The 20,220-nt window shown below is 37.0% G+C and carries 19 protein-coding genes, 1 tRNA gene and 1 riboswitch; of the genes, 16 read left to right on the forward strand and 4 right to left on the reverse strand.

Annotated features, from left to right (window positions below; translation table 11 throughout):
* A partial coding sequence (locus AC3WR0_RS16895; RefSeq protein ID WP_492553401.1) for an IS30 family transposase occupies positions 1 to 377 on the forward strand: 377 nt, incomplete at its 5' end.
* A 232-nt stretch (positions 378 to 609) separates the two neighbouring features.
* Here AC3WR0_RS16895 and AC3WR0_RS16900 read toward each other — a convergent pair.
* The 3 genes from AC3WR0_RS16900 to AC3WR0_RS16910 form a co-directional block, all read right to left on the reverse strand.
* Positions 610 to 1,101, reverse strand: a complete 492-nt coding sequence (locus AC3WR0_RS16900; RefSeq protein ID WP_492553402.1) for a hypothetical protein — start codon at positions 1,099 to 1,101, stop codon at positions 610 to 612.
* 183 nt (positions 1,102 to 1,284) lie between these two features.
* Positions 1,285 to 2,016 carry a glycosyltransferase family 2 protein gene (locus tag AC3WR0_RS16905; protein ID WP_492553403.1) on the reverse strand — a complete coding sequence of 244 codons (732 nt, stop codon included), beginning with the start codon at positions 2,014 to 2,016 and terminating at the stop codon, positions 1,285 to 1,287.
* Complete coding sequence (locus tag AC3WR0_RS16910) at positions 2,004 to 3,083, reverse strand: ATP-grasp domain-containing protein (protein WP_166026498.1); 1,080 nt, start codon at positions 3,081 to 3,083, stop codon at positions 2,004 to 2,006. Before AC3WR0_RS16910 ends, AC3WR0_RS16905 begins: the two co-directional genes overlap by 13 nt.
* Positions 3,084 to 3,610: 527 nt before the next feature.
* Here AC3WR0_RS16910 and AC3WR0_RS16915 point away from each other — a divergent pair.
* The 9 genes from AC3WR0_RS16915 (at position 3,611) to AC3WR0_RS16955 (ending at position 12,638) form a co-directional block, all read left to right on the forward strand.
* A complete protein-coding gene (locus AC3WR0_RS16915; protein WP_492553404.1) occupies positions 3,611 to 4,339 on the forward strand; it encodes a YheC/YheD family protein in 729 nt (242 codons plus the stop codon).
* A gap of 480 nt (positions 4,340 to 4,819) precedes the next feature.
* Positions 4,820 to 5,104 carry a hypothetical protein gene (locus AC3WR0_RS16920; protein WP_492553405.1) on the forward strand — a complete coding sequence of 95 codons (285 nt, stop codon included), beginning with the start codon at positions 4,820 to 4,822 and terminating at the stop codon, positions 5,102 to 5,104.
* 437 nt (positions 5,105 to 5,541) lie between these two features.
* Complete coding sequence (locus AC3WR0_RS16925; RefSeq protein ID WP_027319473.1) at positions 5,542 to 5,787, forward strand: hypothetical protein; 246 nt, start codon at positions 5,542 to 5,544, stop codon at positions 5,785 to 5,787.
* A 718-nt stretch (positions 5,788 to 6,505) separates the two neighbouring features.
* A complete protein-coding gene (gene dcuS, locus AC3WR0_RS16930; RefSeq protein ID WP_492553406.1) occupies positions 6,506 to 8,110 on the forward strand; it encodes a DcuS/MalK family sensor histidine kinase in 1,605 nt (534 codons plus the stop codon).
* A complete protein-coding gene (locus tag AC3WR0_RS16935) occupies positions 8,103 to 8,810 on the forward strand; it encodes a response regulator (RefSeq protein WP_492553407.1) in 708 nt (235 codons plus the stop codon). Before dcuS ends, AC3WR0_RS16935 begins: the two co-directional genes overlap by 8 nt.
* A gap of 238 nt (positions 8,811 to 9,048) precedes the next feature.
* The gene (locus AC3WR0_RS16940; RefSeq protein WP_492553408.1) at positions 9,049 to 10,749 is read left to right on the forward strand and encodes an NAD-dependent malic enzyme; all 1,701 of its coding nucleotides are present in this window, start codon (positions 9,049 to 9,051) and stop codon (positions 10,747 to 10,749) included.
* Between the two features lie 98 nt (positions 10,750 to 10,847).
* Positions 10,848 to 11,792, forward strand: a complete 945-nt coding sequence (locus AC3WR0_RS16945) for an AEC family transporter (protein ID WP_492553409.1) — start codon at positions 10,848 to 10,850, stop codon at positions 11,790 to 11,792.
* 228 nt (positions 11,793 to 12,020) lie between these two features.
* Positions 12,021 to 12,209, forward strand: a complete 189-nt coding sequence (locus AC3WR0_RS16950; protein ID WP_492553410.1) for a Fur-regulated basic protein FbpA — start codon at positions 12,021 to 12,023, stop codon at positions 12,207 to 12,209.
* Between the two features lie 228 nt (positions 12,210 to 12,437).
* Positions 12,438 to 12,638, forward strand: a complete 201-nt coding sequence (locus tag AC3WR0_RS16955) for a hypothetical protein (RefSeq protein WP_492553411.1) — start codon at positions 12,438 to 12,440, stop codon at positions 12,636 to 12,638.
* Between the two features lie 239 nt (positions 12,639 to 12,877).
* Here AC3WR0_RS16955 and AC3WR0_RS16960 read toward each other — a convergent pair.
* A tRNA-Arg gene (locus AC3WR0_RS16960) sits at positions 12,878 to 12,951 on the reverse strand.
* Positions 12,952 to 13,273: 322 nt separating this feature from the next.
* Positions 13,274 to 13,378, forward strand: a riboswitch (SAM riboswitch).
* A 103-nt stretch (positions 13,379 to 13,481) separates the two neighbouring features.
* Between AC3WR0_RS16960 and AC3WR0_RS16965 the strand changes: the two genes are divergently transcribed.
* The 6 genes from AC3WR0_RS16965 to helD all read left to right on the forward strand — a co-directional run bounded on the left by AC3WR0_RS16965 (position 13,482) and on the right by helD (position 19,884).
* The gene (locus AC3WR0_RS16965) at positions 13,482 to 14,534 is read left to right on the forward strand and encodes an LLM class flavin-dependent oxidoreductase (protein WP_492553412.1); all 1,053 of its coding nucleotides are present in this window, start codon (positions 13,482 to 13,484) and stop codon (positions 14,532 to 14,534) included.
* 21 nt (positions 14,535 to 14,555) lie between these two features.
* Positions 14,556 to 15,491, forward strand: a complete 936-nt coding sequence (locus AC3WR0_RS16970; RefSeq protein WP_492553413.1) for an ATP-grasp domain-containing protein — start codon at positions 14,556 to 14,558, stop codon at positions 15,489 to 15,491.
* Positions 15,492 to 15,678: 187 nt separating this feature from the next.
* On the forward strand, positions 15,679 to 15,948 hold the full coding sequence (locus AC3WR0_RS16975) for a hypothetical protein (RefSeq protein ID WP_492553414.1): 270 nt from the start codon (positions 15,679 to 15,681) through the stop codon (positions 15,946 to 15,948).
* A 27-nt stretch (positions 15,949 to 15,975) separates the two neighbouring features.
* Positions 15,976 to 16,143 carry a hypothetical protein gene (locus AC3WR0_RS16980; RefSeq protein ID WP_492553415.1) on the forward strand — a complete coding sequence of 56 codons (168 nt, stop codon included), beginning with the start codon at positions 15,976 to 15,978 and terminating at the stop codon, positions 16,141 to 16,143.
* Positions 16,144 to 16,224: 81 nt separating this feature from the next.
* Positions 16,225 to 17,325 carry a serine hydrolase domain-containing protein gene (locus AC3WR0_RS16985; RefSeq protein ID WP_492553416.1) on the forward strand — a complete coding sequence of 367 codons (1,101 nt, stop codon included), beginning with the start codon at positions 16,225 to 16,227 and terminating at the stop codon, positions 17,323 to 17,325.
* Between the two features lie 234 nt (positions 17,326 to 17,559).
* The gene (gene helD / locus AC3WR0_RS16990; protein WP_492553417.1) at positions 17,560 to 19,884 is read left to right on the forward strand and encodes an RNA polymerase recycling motor HelD; all 2,325 of its coding nucleotides are present in this window, start codon (positions 17,560 to 17,562) and stop codon (positions 19,882 to 19,884) included.
* The last annotated feature ends 336 nt before the right edge of the window (positions 19,885 to 20,220 follow it).

Below are 20,220 nucleotides of genomic sequence, written 5' to 3' on the forward strand. Positions count from 1 at the left end.
TTGCCGTATTGATGCCAGATCGAACCGCAGCTTCTATGGAAGAATCGATTAAACGGATATCTTCGTTATTCCCAAAAAAAGCATTTAAAACAGCCACTGTAGACCGTGGGAAAGAATTTGCGTGTTATGAGGAGATTGAAAATGAACTCCCTATACACGTGTATTTTGCCGACCCTTACTCTTCCTGGCAGCGAGGCAGTAATGAAAAGGCAAATGACCTCTTGCGTGAGTTTCTCCCAAAAGGAACAGACCTAGCCAAGGTGTCGGAGAAGGAATTAAATCGTGCTTTACACCTTTTTAACCAAAGACCAAGGAAATGTTTAAATTGGAAAACTGCACACGAAGCGTTTTATGAGGAAGTGTGGCACTTAGATTGACAAACCGTCTTATAAAAAAATAAAAAATTAGTTCGGTTTTGGTTTTGATGTTACCACTACAATAAATAACCTTTAAGAAAATTAGAGTAAATTTTATCCCTCTAAGAGATCTCTAACTACAATTTACTCCCTAAACATAGGAAAAATTTAAATGGCTGACACAATTAGTCGTTATTTAACGACCTTTTGAGTCAGCCTCTATGCTTCTTTAAAAATCCATTTATATTAGTCTTCAATCAATAAAGGGTCTGTAATCATCCGTATGGGTAATAATTTCACATTCCTCTAGCAACTCTTCATCCTCGGCTTGCCATGTATGTGACTTTTTGTCTGCGCGACGAATGCTAACGTAATGATAATGATCAGTTGAGTAGATCTTATAACCTTTCTTTCGGCACCTTTTCTGAAATAAAATACCCTTCGCCACTCTCTTTTTTGGAAATCTCACATGTGGAAAAATGGATTTTCTAAATACAAATGTTCCGCCGCCCACGTGAGTTATATATGTGTTTTGATTATCTGGTCTAATTACAGCGAGAAGCTTCTTTCCCTCCAGATAGGTGAAAGAAGAATCGTTGCCTACCACTGAAGCCTCTGTGGTATTTAGGGCATTAAGGGCTTGGGTCAGATACTCTCTACCGTAATAATCATCATCATCAAATTTAGCGACAACAGTATGCTTGGCTTTCCTAATTCCAAAATTAAGGCAAGACTCCAAGGTCATTTTGGCCCGCCTTTAAATAGTAACGTTTTTATATTTTTTGGCTTTCTTCCTCCACTTACGAATCCCCATACCAGCTCTGTTCAAGATAATGATTAGCTCTTTGTTCTCACAATCTTTCCTGTCATAATTTTCAAAAATATTATCAATTTGATCTGATCGTACAAGTGATAACTGAAACACCCTTCATTCTTCAACTCCTCCTATATAAGGAATAAAATCGTCAGTGTACGCGACAACTTCAGATTCTTTTAATACCCTTTTATCGCTGGATTTCCATGTGTGTTTTCTTTTGTCTCTTTGCCGTATCGAAACATAATAATTACTGTCAGTGGAATAAATTTTATAGCCTTTTTGTTCGCAGTTTACTTGGAAAAATACATCCTCTCCCAAGTTTTTGTTAGGGAATCCTACGTCAGGATACAAAGATTTTTTCCATACAAGTGTCCCCCCTCCTAAATGTGGTGCATTTATACCAACTCCTTGGAGATAACAATTTTCGTTATTGGGTTTACGGATTGCAAGCAATTCTCTTCCTTGGAAATAGGTGCTGACAGACATTTTTCCTACTACTGAAGCCTCAGTATTAGCCAAAGCGTCAAGGGCTTGTGTAAGATATTTAGGTGAATAATAATCGTCGTCATCAAATTTTGCAATATTGGGGTGCTTTGCTTTTTCGATTCCAAAGTTCAAGCAGGCTCCTAATGTTAAATCCGGGAGCTTGTAAACAAACACATTATTGTGTTTTCGGGCTATTCTCTTCCATCTATTAAGGCTCATATTCGCCTTATTTAATATAATAATAAGTTCTTTATTCTCACAGATTTGCCGATTATAATTGTTAAAGATATTTTCTAACTGTCTTCTTCTTATCGTGCAAGTAATGATTGAAACACCGTCCATATTTATTCCTCCCAATTAACTTGGATTCCGCCTTTATCAAAATAAACTTCTTCCCAAAATCTATACATCTGCAATCCCCAGTTAATCTTTAACTCTTCCTGAGTAATTGGATGATTTTTTGCAAGTTTGATAGCTAAGAAAGGTAAATTGATACCTGCAGCGGTGCAATGGACAATAGTTCCCTGAATACGTGGGTTTATTTCAATAATTTTAGGGATATGATTACTATCTCTTCGAACTTGGACACCTATATTTCCATGAAGGCCAAGCTCTTTGACAATTTGGGATGAGTATTGAATGACATCTTCCTCTTTAACAATTGTACTTTTCACGGAAATACCATTATTGATTTCATCTCTTAATCTTGGAACTGCAACAATAACCTCCCCATGATTGGCTAAAATATCAACACTGTACTCTTCAAAAGGAAGGTATTCCATTACCATTGTGTCAGGAATCGATGAAGTCCCTTTTAAAGTTTCCATTAATTCATTAAAGCTTATATATACGGAAGACGGTTTTTCGTAATATAAAAGGTCAATCCGGTTTTTATTTTTGTCTAATATACGGAACCCCCGACTTCCGTCAGAAATGACTGGCTTTATGCAAACGGGTTTTTCAGGATAACCTAAAGCAAAAATTTCCCGGCTTAATTCTTCAGATGTATGAACGATTGAAAATTTTGGGGTAGAGATTCCTTTCATAGATAGGGAGTTGAATAACTTCCCTTTATTTATTGTCTTATCTAATGAGTTAAAATTTGAAACCGAAACGGCGACACCACTTTTCTTAAATTTCTCAGCATGATTTGATAAAGCTAGCAACTCTTGAGATACCATTGGAAGGATAACTTCAATTTTTTCATTGAAGCATAAGGTATGAATTTGGTTAATAAATTCTGGATCAGAAGCTTTAGGGACAGTAAAGAACCTATCAACCATTGCCTTTGCAGCTATATTCTCTTTAATATCTACTCCTATGATTCTGAAATTAACTTCTTTCACTGCTCGCAAAGACTTTATTACTCCAGGTGCTCCTGGGGATCCAATACCTGTTATTAATACAGTAATTAATTCAGACATTATTAAACTCCTTATTTTAGAATTAAAGTGAGAACGCTTGAAACTTTCTGGGATACGATAGGGGAATAGGAGAGTTCTTTATTTTAGAGTATTCATTAAAATTATGTAGGGTTCTATTAATTAGCCTTTTTTTCTAAAGATTGGTTAATTAAATGAAAATATCCCAATCCAATAAGTGTCCAAGCTAAATCATAAAGTTGAGAATACAATAAGATCAAAAAAAGGAAGGAAATGAAGATTTATGTCTTGTTATGAAGATGTTCTTCAAGATTTTTTTCACACAAGCAATGGTCGAAACTATATAACATTAGTTAAATAGTGCAATTTCAAACTATCATAATTTTCTCAAAAATATTGTTTTAACAGAAACATGGTTGTTTTATCGTGTACTGAAAAATGAGGAAAGGAAGCTTTGTCTGAGGAAATAAAGTGATACTCGTTATTTAATCCTTTTCCTTTTTTGAACTAGAAAATAGAGATTAAATAAACATTTTTTGAATTTAATTATCCTATGGGAGAGTAGGTAAATGAGGGCATCAAGCAGCAAGTGGAAAAAACATAAATTGATGATGGGAAATACCAATTTACAAGCCTATTTGCCAAAAACAATTCTTTTATCAAATCGATCATTAATAGAATGGGTAGAAAATTATACTAAAGTAATGCTAAAACCATGTTTTGGTTCACAAGGCAAAGGTGTTATCCAAATTACAAGCTTCCCTAATAAAGATTTTGAAGTTCATCATGAATATCAAAGAACCATAATTAAAGGGAAAGAGCAACTTTATGACTATTTAAAAGAAAACTACTATCGAAGGAGAAACACCAAATACATTATCCAAGAAAAGATCCCCCTAGCTTCGATTCAAGAAAATCCCTTTGATATTAGAGTCATGGTCCAGCGTAAAATAAATACCAGTGAGTGGACAGTAACTGCAAAGTGTGCGAAAGTAGCAGCCAATAATTATGTCATTACTAATGTAGCAAAAGCAATTCTGCCAGTCGGTCAAGCACTAGAAGAATCGTGTTTATCAAATTTCTCTCTTGCCAATATAGATACTAAACTCAATGAAATTTCTTTGACAATCGTCGAGCATTTATCCTATTTTTATCCAAAAACCAGAGCGTTTGGAATTGATTTGGGAATTGATGAAAAAGGGGAGATTTGGATTATTGAGGTCAATCTGCGTCCCTCAATTTTTATGTTTAAATCACTAAAAGATGGGTCCTTCTCGATAATTAAATCATTTCTTTAATTTTCTTCTGTGCCTCAAAGATGGAAAATAATTTATCAATGGATTAAAAAGATCTAAAATGTAATGTCGATAATTCGTAGTGTTTTTTGTTCAGTTGAGCTTAATAAAGAAAAAAATGTTTACACACATTTTAACGATTTTTTTCAAAAAGGTTTTCGGAATGGAAAAGAGGTTTAATGTCAAAAGGAGACATACAGTTCTCCTTTTGACATTATTAATTATTCTAGTGCTGAAAAAATTCTTTTTTCAACCAATATCAATATCGTTATGATTATTACCATCACTATCACTATCAATGTGGATATCATTATTACGGATATTATCCATATTTCAGGTACCATTCCTCGTTACAAGTGTTGAAAAAAAATCATTACCTCACAATCTCCTTCGAACTGATTCGAGATTTTTTTAATATCCTTTATTTGTCCAAACGTTTTTATATTTTATTCATAAGATATAGGGACGAAGGAGGTGATTATAATGGGTATACGGAAATGTCCTCCAATTACACCGCCAAACGAGCCACCTATGTCTCCTGAAACTAATTGTGAGACCTGTACTCCACCAGAAGGATCTACACCAATTCTGACAGTGAGCGTTCCAGGTGGACTTGCTATCAACTTATTAGGCATTCATGTTGAAGCTTGCCCACTCTGTATTACCGTGTTCACTGAAGGATCAAGCCTTACAGCTTCCCAAACAAGTGTCATAAACGACTTACTCGCTGTTATTCGTGGTTTGATTCCGAACGTCCCAGGCGCTTAATTGAAAAAGACAGGATAATTTTATTGCCAAAGGATTCTTGGGGTTGCAGCGAAGGGTTTTATTGAAGCGCAAATACACTATTATATATAAGCCTAAGAAAAAGCTGTTTCTTCAAATCCCATAATAATAAAAACTGAAAAAGCGCGTTCAAAAAAACAGACTCAGAAAAACTTATCACCATAAAGAGTAATGCAGTCTGCTCATATATCCTTCAATAATTCAGAACACTTTAAAGCCGTTAAAGTGGATATCATTCTGGTGTATAGATTCCTCTAAATTCTTTTCTTTGATTTACACCATCTAATTTTTGCAAAACCATTTTTGTTGATGAAGCAGAAGGCTCGTACACATTTTTCAATAACCTGTTCAAAAGTCTAAACCTCAGGGTAACTTTCAACATATAATTTATTAGATCCATTTAGAAAGGAGTTGAGATTATGACAACGACTACTCTTCTTACTGACTGTGAGACTTGTACTCCCCCAGAAGGTTCGACATCAATTCTTACAGTTAGCGTACCAGGTGGACTTGCTATTAACCTATTAGGCATTCACGTTGAAGCTTGCCCAATCTGCATTACCGTGTTCACTGGAGGTACAAGCCTAACAGCTGCCCAAACAAGTGTTGTAAACGACTTATTGGCTGTTACTCGTGGATTGATTCCGAACGTTCCAATCGTTTAAATGGAATGGACAAGGTCCTGTTTAACAAAAGAGTCTTAGGGTTCCACCCTAAGGCTTTTTTGTGGAAAATAAATGATCATTAAATTAAAAAAAAGGAAGCCGTTTCTTTAACTGCGGGGTGAAGATGAGATAAGGTAAGCTGCGGTTCAAATTAAAATATATGAGTTCTGCAATATCGAACTACCAGATGATGCCTAAAAATTTGTGCCTAACTTTTTGGTTAAAATCATAAGAATTCACGAGTTTTTAAGAAGTAAGCCTCAAGCAAAAACTGATTTTAGGTTCGGCAGCTTTAAATTTGGCCAAGAGCTAAAAAGAAACCCTTGATTTATCAAGGGTTTTTTAGCGTCCCAGAGAGGATTCGAACCTCCGTCATACAGTTTAAGAAACTGTATTTCTAAAAAATTATAATGCAAGTAAATTCAAGAAATCTGTTGATAATACTGAATTTACTTGGATATTAGTTTCATTTAGTTTTTCCTTAATTGTACAGAAAAGAATTGACATGGGTTTAACATAAATTTGTACTCTCTGTTATCATAATGAATAACTTCTTTTGAAAGTTAAAAAATACAAAGTTGAAATGTATTTTTATTGGATTTCATAGAGAAGTGCATTGAAATTAACCTAATTGCCCAAGCATTTTCATTTTTATATCTGACTAAAAAGAGTAAAACTAAAAGAATAACTTAGAAATATCGGTAAGAGGTGAGGGGATTTGAAAAAAGGGAAGTGGAGTCTTCAGTTTACAATCATGATTCTCGCTTGTGGGGTCGTTGCAATCTCACTCGTTATTACGGATATGTTGATCAGTAATACGGTTTCCCAAACAATTGAGAAAAGTCAGGGGAAAAACGCAGAAAGTATTGCTCGTACGGTCGCCAGAACTCCATTGGTAATCAGTTCTTTAACGGGATCAGATCCGCAAAAATTGGTTCAGAACTATGTTAATGAAATCAGAAAAGCAACAGGTGTGGAGTTTATTGTTGTGATGGATAACCATGGAATTCGATTATCCCATCCGGATCCAGACAAAATTGGCAAGAGATTTGTCGGGGGGGATGAAGGACAGGTGCTGAAAGGGAAAGAGCATATCTCCATTTCAAAAGGGACACTTGGCAGATCTTTGCGGTCCTTCACGCCGGTATACGATAAGAACGGTGCTCAAATTGGTGCTGTAGCTGTAGGAGTTTCTCTTCATACTGTGGAGGCGGCAGTAAAGCAGAGCCGAAATAATATTTATATTGGAACTTTTTTTGGCATTTTAGCAGGTATCATAGGTGCAGTCTTTTTGGCTCGGTATATTAAGAAAATATTATTCGGGCTCGAACCTTTTGCTATTGCAAAGGTACTGGAAGAACGAAGTGCCATATTGGAATCTGTCCGGGAAGGAATAATAGCTGTTGATCAGGATTCACAGATAACTTTAGTGAATAAAGCCGGAATTCAAGCATTAAAAAAGGCTGGTATCAATGAAAAACCATTCGGGAAAAAGGCGGATACAGTGCTTCCGTCATCTAAGCTAGGAAAGGTCCTTCATACTGGCAAAGCCATATTAGACGAAGAACTGGATTTACAGGGAATCAGCCTGGTAGTAAACAGGGTGCCGGTTGTCGTCAATGAAAAAGTTGTCGGAGCTGTTGCAACTTTTCGGGACAAGACAGAATTCCAGCAGCTCGCAATGCAGTTAACGGGAGTTCGTTTATATTCTGATGCCTTAAGGGCACAGTCTCATGAATTCATGAATAAGTTACAAGTTATACTTGGGATGGTTCATTTGCGTTATTTTGATAAAATCGATCAATATATTAGTGAACTAGTGGGGCAAAGTGAAAATGAAATTAATGCGATTACCAAGTCGGTACAGGAGCCTGTCCTGGCAGGATTTTTAATTGGAAAGCAAAGTTTTGCCCGGGAAGCAAGTGCGAAACTGACCGTCAAGGCAGCATATCCGGTGCCTCAGCCGGAATCCCCCGAAATCATACACGAACTGATTACGATAATTGGGAACTTAATTGATAATGCTGTGGAAGCAGTGGAAAAAATGCAGGAGAAACGGATAGAGCTTGTCTTTGAATATTTAGATGAGGTTTTAACCATTGAGGTTCGGGATACAGGGAAAGGAATAGCTGAAAGACAGCTTGATCATATTTTTCAAAAAGGGTTTTCAACCAAGGGAGAGAATCGAGGATTTGGCCTGCATTTATTAAAAGGCAGTGTTGCCAAATTAGGGGGAGAGCTTGAATACTCTTCAGAAGTGGGGCGAGGGACCAAATTTGTGGTATATATCCCCTATAAAGCAAAGGAGTTTCCTGATGATTAGAATCATGATAGTAGAAGATGATCCTATGGTAGCAGAATTTAATAAGCGCTATCTTGAACAAATAGAAGGTTTTACACTTGCTGCAGTATGCGGGACAGTGGAAGAGGCTATGGAAACATTAGAGAGAGAAAAAGTTCACATGGTTTTATTAGACATTTTCATGCCAGGTAAAAATGGCCTTGAACTTCTTTCTTATATCCGGGGGCAGGATTTACCCATTGATGTTATGGTTATTTCAGCGGCATCTGATAGCAATAGAATTCAAAAAGCATTAAGACTTGGCGCGGTAGATTACCTGATTAAGCCGTTTGAATTTGAACGTTTTCATGCAGCGTTGACTGCTTACCGTGAAAATTTAGCAGCAATCAAAGAACGCCCCCGATTTAACCAGAAAGAATTAGATCAGCTCATAGTGCATAAAGAAGAAAAGCATAGGCCGGGAAAGCTTCCGAAAGGTGTCTCGGTGGAAACACTGAGAATTATTTGGGATACAGTTTTAAAGATGAAGGCTGAAGCATTTTCAACTGATGATATTGTTTTGAAATCGGGAATATCCCGTGTATCAGTTCGGAAATATCTAAAATTTATGACGGATATTGGGGTCTTGAATGTAAAAGTACATTACGGACCGGTTGGAAGACCTTTTTCAGAACACAGAATCGCAGAAAAAAATATTCATTTAATACAAGAGTACTTGTAAGCAGCCAATAGGCTGCTTACTTTTTTTAATCTCATAACTGGTTAAATAAATTAAATAATGTAGAGATTTGAACAAAAAGTGTCTAATATAGAAAAGTGAAAACAAGAGGTACGTACATCTTAATATCATCCTAGGCCTAGTTTCAATTATTTATATTTATGGATAAACCTTGTTAAACAGCAAGATAAAAATTTATCCTGAATGCCTTCATATACAATTTTAGAAAGAAGGAAGTTTCATGTCTGTTTCTTTAAAACAAAAAACCAAAAATATACTTATTACCCCCTTAAAAGGAAGAGATCTTCTTGCCAATCCTTATGTCAATAAAGGGGTTGCTTTTACAAAGAAAGAAAGAGAAGAGCTAGGATTAAGTGGTCTATTGCCGGTTCAAGTACTAAATCTCGAGGAACAGGTAAAGAGAGCCTATGAACAATATCTTGCACAATCAACCAACCTTCGTAAAAACGGTTATCTATATGATCTGCATGACAGAAACGTGGTGCTTTTCTACCGCTTGTTGAAAGACCACATAAGCGAAATGCTGCCTATTATTTATACACCAACAGTGGGGGAAGCGATTCAGCGTTACTCACACGAATATCACCGGCCGGGCGGCATGTATTTATCTATTGATAGCCCAGAGGGTGTCGAAGACGCTTTTAAAAACCTGGGACGTGATGATATTGATTTAATTGTAGTCACTGACTCTGAAAGCATCTTAGGAATTGGTGACCAGGGAGTTGGCGGAATTAATATCGCCATTGGTAAATTGGCTGTTTATACTGCAGCAGCAGGTATTGATCCTAGCCGCGTATTGCCTGTAGTGCTAGACGTTGGTACTGATAACGAAAAATTAATTAATGATCCTTTATATATTGGAAATAAATTTAGCCGTGTTCGGGGTCAGCGTTATGATGATTTTATTGATTTATTTATCAATACGGCAAAGACATTTTTCCCTAAAGTATTGCTTCATTGGGAAGACCTTGGAAATGTTAACGCCCGCAATATTATCGAGAAATATGGCAATAAAATCCTTACTTTCAATGATGATATCCAAGGAACAGGTGCTGTTACACTCGCAGCCATCATGTCTGCTCTTCAGGTGACAGAACAGTCATTAAAAGATCAGCGTATTGTCGTATTCGGACCAGGTGCGGCAGGAATAGGAAATGCAGACCAAATGGTTGAAACGATGATTTTGGATGGAATGACGAAACAAGAAGCTTATGATCATTTCTGGGCTGTCGATTATCGCGGTTTGTTAACAGATGACATCGAAGGTATCTTCACGTTCCAACAGCCATATACACGTAAAGCAGAAGAAGTGAATAGCTGGGAAAGATGTGAAACGGGAATTATTTCTTTGCTTGAAGTGGTTAAAAGAGTAAAACCTACCATCCTTATCGGTACATCAGGACAATCTGGTGCCTTTTCAGAGGAGATTATTAAGGAAATGGCTAAACATGTTGAGCGGCCAATCATTATGCCGATGTCAAACCCAACTCATTTAGCAGAAGCAGTGCCAGAAAACATCATTAAATGGACCGAAGGAAAAGCGTTAATTGCGACTGGCAGTCCGTTTGATAATGTTCAATATAATGGGGTTTCTTATGAAATTGGACAATCAAACAACGCGTTTGTTTTTCCGGGCCTTGGACTTGGGGCAATCCTAGCAAAAGCTGATGTTGTATCAAAAGGTATGCTTGCTGCATCAGCGAATGCCGTTGCCAAAATGTCAGACAGCAGCAGAGAAGGGGCCTCACTCTTGCCATCAATCAGCCAATTACAAGAAGTATCAAAGGCAGTAGCTATTGAGGTCATTAAAGCGGCTATTTCTGAAGGCATAGCCAAAGCAAAAATCACGGATATCGAAATAGCTGTAAATGAGGCAATGTGGAAACCAGAGTATAAAGCAGTTACCCGTATTAATAAATAGCTGTGACCAGTAAGGAGGGAGCAGGGCTGCCCCCTTGGTGGCTTTCCTCCTCCTTCTAAAAATACGAACATTTTTGGGGAAAGTGAAGTGTAGTTGTCATGTCAGTTGGAAATATCTTTTTAACATTAATACCTATCTTTTTTACCATCATAGTTGGTTATTTGGGTGGTTATTTTAAAATATTTAATCCAGAGTCCTCTAAGGGGCTTAATACATTGGTTACAAAATTTGCTCTTCCTGCACATTTATTTATTGGAATTACCACTACTTCAAAACAAACCTTAATTGACCAGTGGTCATTCTTTATTACGATGACACTTGGCATTATCGGTTTTTATGTGATTTTGTTGTTCGTTGCTCGTTTGGCGTTTAAATATGATTTAACAAAGGCATCGATGTTCTCATTAAATTCAACACAACCTGCGTTTGCCTTTATGGGAATTTCAGTTTTAGGAAGCTTATTCGGGGCACAGGAAATTGCAATACCTGTCGCTATAACTGGTATTGTTGTTAATGCATTATTAGATCCAATTGCTACAATTGTGGGTACCATTGGACAAACAACTACAAAAGCAGAAGGCGGTAGAGCAAATAAACTAGGTATTATCTTACATGGTCTAAGTGAACCACTTGCATGTATTCCTTTATTTGCCGTAGTATTAACACTCTGTGGATTCCACTCGCCTGAAATCCTAAAGACTTCATTTGAGCAGATTGGTTCTGTAACATCAGGCGTTGCTTTATTCGCTGTAGGTGTGACAGTAGGTATTAGAAAAATAAGCTTTCAAAAGGTTGCGGTTGGTATCTCTGTATTAAAGGTTGTTGCCATTCCTTTATTTATGATTTTAATTACCAACCTGATTGGTTTGGATCATAAAGATACTATTAAAGCTATCCTCCTGGTAGCATTCCCAGGATCAGCTGTAGCAGCTATGATTTCTACAAGATTTAATTCATTAACAACCGAAACCGCATCTTCGTTTGTTATCAGCACGATCTTATCATTAATTTCCTTGCCAATATATATTTCTTGGCTAGTATAATATGGAATCCCTCCTAAGAGGAGGGTTTTTCAGAGGGTTGTTTGTGAAAAAGTTAACAATGTTTAATGCCACTTTTTTCTATTTTATCTTTTTGAACAGGTATTTTCTGCTGACATTTAAATATGTGAAGTGTTACACAATCGTCACAAACGGGCGGTGAAAAAGGATTGAATTTAGATTAATATATACATAGAGAAAGCGTTTCCAACAAATTTTAGGGAGGTAATAATGATGGCCATTTTATTAGAAAGAGGGCTACAGCAGGTGAGACAATTTTATATTGAAAAACTGGTCAAAACCGGCATTTACCACCCTAATGATAAAGAATTGAATTACATGACAATAAGCGAATTAAAAAATATCTATATGCAGGAAACGGCACCTAAAAATAAAAGAACTCAATTATTAGTTAGATAATTTGTTTTGAATATTTAAGGAGACTCAAGTCAGAAATGATGCGCAGGAGAGCCCGGGCTGCGCAGCGAGGAGTCTCCCAAATTGTCTACGTAAAGCCATTACCTTAAGCAAAATTCAACAGTCGAGTTTAATAGGGACTTGGATTAAAGGTCAAATAAAAAAGACGGATTATAAAATTCGTCTTTTTTAGCGTTAGTATTTAAATTAATAGAGAGGGGGCATTTTTTTATGAATCCCTTAAAAAAGGTATTTCATGATTACACTGTCTGGTCCTGTACACCTGGAATAATCTCCGAATCAATCATGTTACCAACTTGCACGTCATTTTTGATGATGCCCGTATATTTTGCTGTATTGGCAAATGGCAAAGATGCGAATCGAAAGACCGACTCCGTTATTGGTCTTCCTGTGAGAGAACCAACAAGTTAGTTAATTTTCTCCTACGGCTACTGCTGCATTTGAATTTACATCGATTGTCCCAATTAATACTGTGAAAAATCACCTCTCTTTGAGAGGGCTTTTAATAATGGACATTTTTTCTTATTGGAAAGTCAACGAAATCATTATCCATAATGATAATTATATTTGATATCAGTTCATTTTTTCAGCAATTTTGATTTTGAATGTATATAATAATAAAAACCCTTGAAATATCAAGGGTTTTTAAGTGTCCCAGAGAGGATTCGAACCTCCGACCTACAGTTTAGGAAACTGTTGCTCTATCCTACTGAGCTACTGAGACATGGTATAAACTAATTAACTTACTGCTTATTAGGCGCATTTCTAATTATACTTCTCGTACTCGAAAAGTCAATAACTTTGTTTCAAATTTTGGCTGTGTTAAAGTTCATTGTTGTTTGGAGCGGAAAGCGAACACAAGTTGCAGGAAATCCACAAGCAAGTCTAACAGGGCCTAATATTTAATAAAGCTGTAAAGCCATAATATAAAAAACAATAATAATATTATGTAAACTATATTAAAATATTTAATAATTGACATATTCTTATAATTCAATTATTATCTCTTTAAATGATTAAAACTCTTAAACTCAATAAACGATTTCTTCTTATCAAGAGAGGTGGAGGGACTGGCCCTTTGAAGCCTCGGCAACAGGTTCTGCGGAATACTGTGCCAAATCCATCAAACAGGTTTGTTTGAGAGATAGGAAGAGAGTTAACGAACTCTCTTCTTGTCCGGAGAGTTTTTTTTATTTTTCTTTACCTAGTTTAGCACTTGGAAAACTTGAGAATGAGTTAGAGGAGAGATGAGAAATGAAGTTCGGATTTTGGCTTCCTATTTTTGGCGGATGGCTTCGCAATGTTGATGATGAGAATATGCCGCCCACATTTGACTATGCAAAAAAAGTCGTTCAATCAGCAGAAAAGTGGGGATATTCAACCACTCTTGTTGCTGAATTGAATTTAAATGATATAAAAGGTCCTGAACATGATTCATTGGAAGCCTGGTCAACAGCAGCTGGTCTTGCAGCTGTTACAGAGAAAATCGAGATCATGGCAGCAGTGCGCCCGGGTTTTCATAATCCTGCCGTAACCGCAAAAATGGCAGCAAATATCGATCAAATTAGTAAAGGCCGCTTTACTCTGAACGTAGTATCTGCCTGGTGGGCGGAAGAGGCTCGGCAGTATAACGGGATTTTTACCGAGCATGACGAAAGATATGATCGTACAAAGGAATTTATTGATGTACTTAAAGGAATGTGGACAGAAGACACCTTTACATATCAAGGACAATTTTACAATATCCAGAATGCAAAGCTTTCGCCAAAGCCAGTTCAGCGTCCAAATCCCATTCTATATGCTGGAGGGGAAAGTGAGAAAGGCAAGCAAACCATCGTTGAAAAATGTGATGCTTATGTTATGCATGGCGGTACAGTAGAAGAGATTCAAAGAAAAGTTGCGGAAATGAAGGACCGCCGTTCTGAAACTGAGAATGCTCCACTTTCTTCTTTTGGAATGGCTGCATATGTGATTTGCCGCGATACGGAGGAAGAGGCACTACAGGAACTTGAAAAAATTACGACCGTAAAAGACACAAGTGGTTACGCTGGCTTTAAAGATTTTACAAGCAAATCACAGCTTGAACAAAAGATCCAGCTTCAGGACTACTCCGTGTCAAACCGTGGGCTAAGACCAAATCTGGTAGGAACACCAGACCAAATTGCTGACCGTATTATCCAGTACGAAGAAGCGGGATTAGATTTGCTCCTTCTCCAGTTCTCTCCGCAATTAGAAGAAATGGAACGTTTTGCAAGAGATGTAATGCCGTTGGTTGAGGAACGCAGAAACAGGGTTGTTTCACACTAAGAACTCAAAGGGGGAAATACTTTGAAAAAGGTATATGTTATACATGAAAATAGTGAATGGACAGATCATCTTACCAGGAGGCTTGAGGAGCTTGAGGTTCCATATGAGGAATGGCATCTAGACCAGGGAACTCTTGATCTTTCTGCAGAACCTCCAGAAGGAATCTTTTACAGCCGAATGAGTGCCTCTTCCCACACAAGGGATCATCGTTTTGCGGCTGAATATACTGCTCAAGTACTGGCATGGCTGGAAGCACACGGACGGAAGGTTTTAAATGGTACTCGTGCTCTCCAATTAGAGGTAAGCAAGGTACTTCAGTATCTGGAGTTAAATAAATATGGAGTACGGACTCCTAAAACGGTTGCTGCTGTAGGACGAGGGCAAATTCTCGAGGCTGCGTCTCAATTTGAAGGCAAAGCTTTCATAACAAAGCATAACCGTGCAGGAAAAGGACTCGGTGTACAGTTATTTCAAACAATGGATGCCCTTAGGACGTATGTCGAAAGCCCTGGTTTTGAAGAACCTGTAGACGGAATAACTTTAATCCAGGAATATATCCAGTCACCTGAAAGTTTTATTACACGTTGTGAGTTTGTAGGGGGCAATTTTGTATACGCCGTAAAGGTAGATACATCAGAAGGATTCCAGCTATGCCCGGCTGATGCATGTCAGATAGGGGATTTGTTTTGCCCGGTAGGCGAAGAGGTGGAAGAGAAGCCTAAATTTCAAATTATTGATGGATTTAGTGATCCAATCATTGAAAAGTACAAACAGGTTTTGGCTGAAAATTCCATTCGAGTTGCCGGAATTGAATTTATAAGGGATGCATCAGGAGAAATTTTTACCTATGATATTAATACAAATACAAATTACAATTCAGATGCTGAAGCAAAAGCAGGAAAATTTGGAATGCTAGAAGTGGCTGCCTTTTTGAAAAAAGAGCTAGAAAATCTATAATATTGAAAAATTGCTCCCGTATCTGGGAGCTTTTTTTTGGCTAATCAGAATTTATATCTCTAAATTCTGAACGCACGACGGACAGGAATGCCTAGTTTTTCTAATGAAAAAATTAGGTTGCTTGCATTATCTCCTTTAACATAAGGAAAATTGGGTATATTAAACAAAATGGAAGGGAGAGATTTTTGTGAATCACCTTGAAGGAAGACTGCTATCAGGGGTTTATGATGACCGGGAAAATGAGTTTGCTATTCGTAGAGTAAAAAGCTTTCACATTGAATCTATCTTAAATGAAAAAATGGCAGAAAGTCTTTTTTTCTATCTGCAAAAATATGAAGAAGATAAAGAAGGAATGGTTCTGACTTTAAATGATCAGATGCCTGTCCTTTTGTCGCATGAGGAAGTCTGCGAGCTTTTGGAGGATTTAAATAAAGTTAAATCAATGTTTAAACAATAGCTACTTAATTTACAGGAGACGAAAAAGTTGAAGGATTCTTTCTATAAAAGAGAAGCTAAGGAAAATCTATTGCTGCGGCTTATTAAGCAATTGTTTGGAGAAATAGTGGGCGTTATTCTTGAAGCCATCTTTAAAGCACTTTTTTCCCTCCTTTGGAGGTTAATTCTACGTACTATTCACTTTTTCACCTGGTAGCTTTCGAATGATTTCTCAGTATTAAAAATGGAAAGATGGATACTATTAGATAAGGATGCCTTTGCGTAGCAGGAGGAAGAAATGAAGAGATTTTTAAAAGGACTGCTATTATTTTTTATCATGATTATTTCAGCCTTTTCCCAAAATAGAGAAGCTGATTCTAGTATACCTGAAAAATCGGTTCCGATTTTTGTATCTAATAATGCTGAAAAAAATAACATACATTTAAAAATAAGGAGCTACTTAAGGGAAAAAGGGATTAACGGAAGTGTTGCTGTAATGAAAGGTTCAACGGTTTTATATAATGAGGGAGTTGGTAATGCTGATATAAGAAGGGATATCAAAAACACAAAGAAAACAACCTTTCCTATTGCCTCCATCACAAAATCCATGGTAGCTGCTTGCATTCTGCAGCTTCAGGAAAAAGGGTTACTTCACACAAAAGATCCTATTTCAAAATATATCGCAGATTTTCCTAATGGTAAACGCATCAAAATTATTCACTTACTGACCAATACATCGGGTTTAAAGCCCATACTTTGGACAAGGGCGCATTCATCACCATCTGATCTTATTAATCAAATAAAATTAATGCCTGTTGCTGCTTTTGCTCCAGGCACACACTGGGAATATAGAGATACAAATTACATGATTTTAGGCTATATAATCGAAAAAATTACTAAAATGCCACTTCATACATATATAAATGATAATATATTTAAAAAATCCGGAATGAGGGATAGCGGATTTATTACTTACCAGGAGCCAAGCCCCTTTTCGTCTAAAGGTTATATTAAAATTCATAATTTTTTACGGCCCTCCAGAAAATTAAATCCCGCACTTTTGTATGGAGCGGGGGATGTATATGCAACATCTCTGGATATTTGTAAGTACGACCAGGCTCTTATCAACGGAAAGCTTATTTCCAAAAAATCATGGAAAAAAGTAAAAACACCAGGATCCGCATCAGGTTATGGTCTTGGCTTGTATATTAAGCAAAATTTTGTTTTTAGCAGGGGATTTATCAGTGGATGGAGTTCTATTCATATCATATACAAGGATGGGACCTCGATAGTTATTTTACAGAATAAAAGAGATAGGGACTTAGATACTTTAAAAGCTGCAAAAGATATTAAGAGTATTATTACAAGAGAGGAAGCTTTGGCTAATAACAGAATATAAAAAAATAAAAATGTGGATAAAAGAAGGAGGAGGACCAATAGTAAATATACAGATAAATAAAAAAACGCCCTTTGGCGTTAAGATAAGTTGAACTAGGACCAAGATATATTGTAGAATAAGATTCGGCCTATTCAATAGTTTGATTGCAAGCACATAAAAAATCCTATAATAACATTAACACATACTTATTGAGTTGTCAAACAATCGGCTTAATTTTATCCGGGGAGTGGTTTGATGAGCGAAATTCAAGATAATGATCTTTATAAAGAGCAGGAACGGGTTGAATTTATTGTAAATGAAATCAAAGCAAAGGCCCAAAAGCTGTCAAAAGGTGCTAAACATATAGGGTCAGACGTCCTCGAAATCCGGAAAACCTTCTGGGAGGATGTAACGGTTAATTTTGATGAACCTGATGATATAGCAGAAACCTACACCAGCATTAAACAGCAGGCAGCTTTACTCGCAGAGAGGGAACGCTCCTTTAAGCAAACTGATAAACAACTTAGGCTGCTGGCTCGGCTAAAAAATTCACCATACTTCGGTCGAATCGACTTTCATGAACTTGGCGAAAGTGAAACAGAAAAAGTATACTTGGGTATTGCCTCATTGATGGATAGGGAAGACGAAAACTTCCTCATTTATGACTGGCGTGCACCGATTTCGAGTCTTTATTACGATCATGCTCCTGGACCGGCAGGGTACAGTACCCCTGAAGGACGAATAGAAGGAGATATGAAGTTAAAACGGCAATTTGTCATAAGAGATTCAAAGATAAAAGCAATGTTTGAAACAGGAGTGACCATTGGTGACGAGCTGCTGCGAGAGGTGCTTGGCAATAACGCAAACACCCAGATGAAAACAATTGTTGCTACTATACAAAAAGAACAAAATCAGATTATAAGGAATGAAAAGAGCAAGCTTTTAATAGTCCAGGGTGTGGCAGGAAGCGGTAAAACATCAGCTGCACTCCAACGTGTCGCTTATTTGCTTTACCGATACCGCGGTACAATTACTTCTGAAAATATATTGCTGTTTTCTCCAAATCCTCTATTTAATAGTTATGTCGGAACCGTTTTACCGGAATTAGGGGAAGAAAATATGCAGCAGACCACCTTTCAGGAATACATTATAAGCAGGATAGGAAGGGAATTTGAAGTTGAAGATCCGTTTTCCCAATTAGAATTTTTGCTTTCATCAAGAGACGTGTCGGAAAAAAGTCCCCGCATCCAGGGGATCCGTTTTAAATCGACTCTTGAATATAAGGAAGCTATTGATGAATATGCGTCAATTCTTTCTAAAAAAGGCCTTCTGTTTAGGGATTTATTATTCCGTAATGAAGGACTTATATCTAAAGAGGAAATAGGTAAATATTTTTACTCACTGGATAAAAACTTTTCAATGCCAAACAGGATTCAGCTTGTTAAGGAATGGCTCCTTAAAGAAATGAGAAGGAAGGTTAAAAAGGAACAATCGAAGTCATGGGTAGAAGAAGAACTCCAATTTCTCGATAAAGAGGATTTTCTGGAGGCGTTTAAAAAGCTGCAGGAAAAGAACCGCTTTAACGAAAATTCATTCGATGACTTTGAACTGGAACAAAAATGGCTTTCGGAAATGGTGGTAAAGGAGAAGTTTAAGCCAATTTTCAATGCCATAAAGAAACTGAAATTCGTTGATATGCCTGGTATTTACAGCCAGTTTTTTCAATCTGTGTCTAAGAAGGCTGGTTTTCCGGACAAATGGGCAGAAATTTGTTCGGGAACCCTTAATAGACTTGAATCTTCCCAAATGGCATACGAGGATGCGACTCCTTTTGTCTATTTACAGGATCTTATAGAAGGAAGAAAGTCAAATCCTTCCATACGCCATATTTTCATTGATGAGGCACAGGATTATTCACCATTCCAGTTTGCGTTTCTTCAGTCCATGTTCCCGTACAGCAAAATGACCCTGCTGGGAGATTTTAACCAGGCTATTTTTTCAGGCGCATCGGGGGCTGATACTGTTTTAACAAGTCAGCATGACCTTAACGATGACATTTTGGAAATAAAGCTCAACAGAACTTACCGCTCCACGAGGCCGATTGTAGACTTTACCAGATATATAATCGAGGGTGGGGATAAAATCGAGCCATTTAACCGGGAAGGGAAAAGGCCGGAAGTCATTCTTACTAACGAGTGGCAAATTAATAGCGAAATCGCTAAAAAGATTAAAGAGATGCAGGATAACGGAAATGAAACGATCGCAGTAATTTGTTTAACAGCATCAGAAAGCAAGAAATTTTATGAAAAGACAAAGGATTTATTTCCTTCTCACTTAATAGAAAAAGGTACAATGGCATATGAAAAAGGGATATCAGTCATTCCAGCCTATTTGGCAAAGGGAATAGAATTTGATGCTGTCATCCTTTATGATATATCAAAATACTCCAGGGAAAGTGAGCGTAAACTCTTCTACACTGCCTGTACCAGGGCGATGCACGAACTACATTTGTTTTCAAAGGGCGGTATAAGCCCGTTAATGGATCAAGTTCCTGAAGAATTTTATCACCTATCAAAATAAGAACATGAAAAAAGGTGCGAACCGATTGGTTTGCACCTTTTTTCATCCTCATAAAGGAAAGTGATTACAAAGTTAACATTTGCATGGGGCCGTAACGATATTAAGTATATCGATTACAGACGAGCGTTCCAATGGATCGCTCCGCAAATGTTCCTTCACCACTTGCAATGCCATAAACTAACCTTTGAGTCGCTGTTAACTCCATGTGGACCAGTCCCTCCTGTTATGTTTTGGCCTTGCACTCTTTATTTACCCGGGTCTAAAAAGTATAAACATTTTTAATAAAGAAATATTTAAAAATTTTATTATCAAATATTAATACCAGGTAATATATAT

This window comes from Neobacillus sp. FW104-15D2, assembly GCF_058790155.1.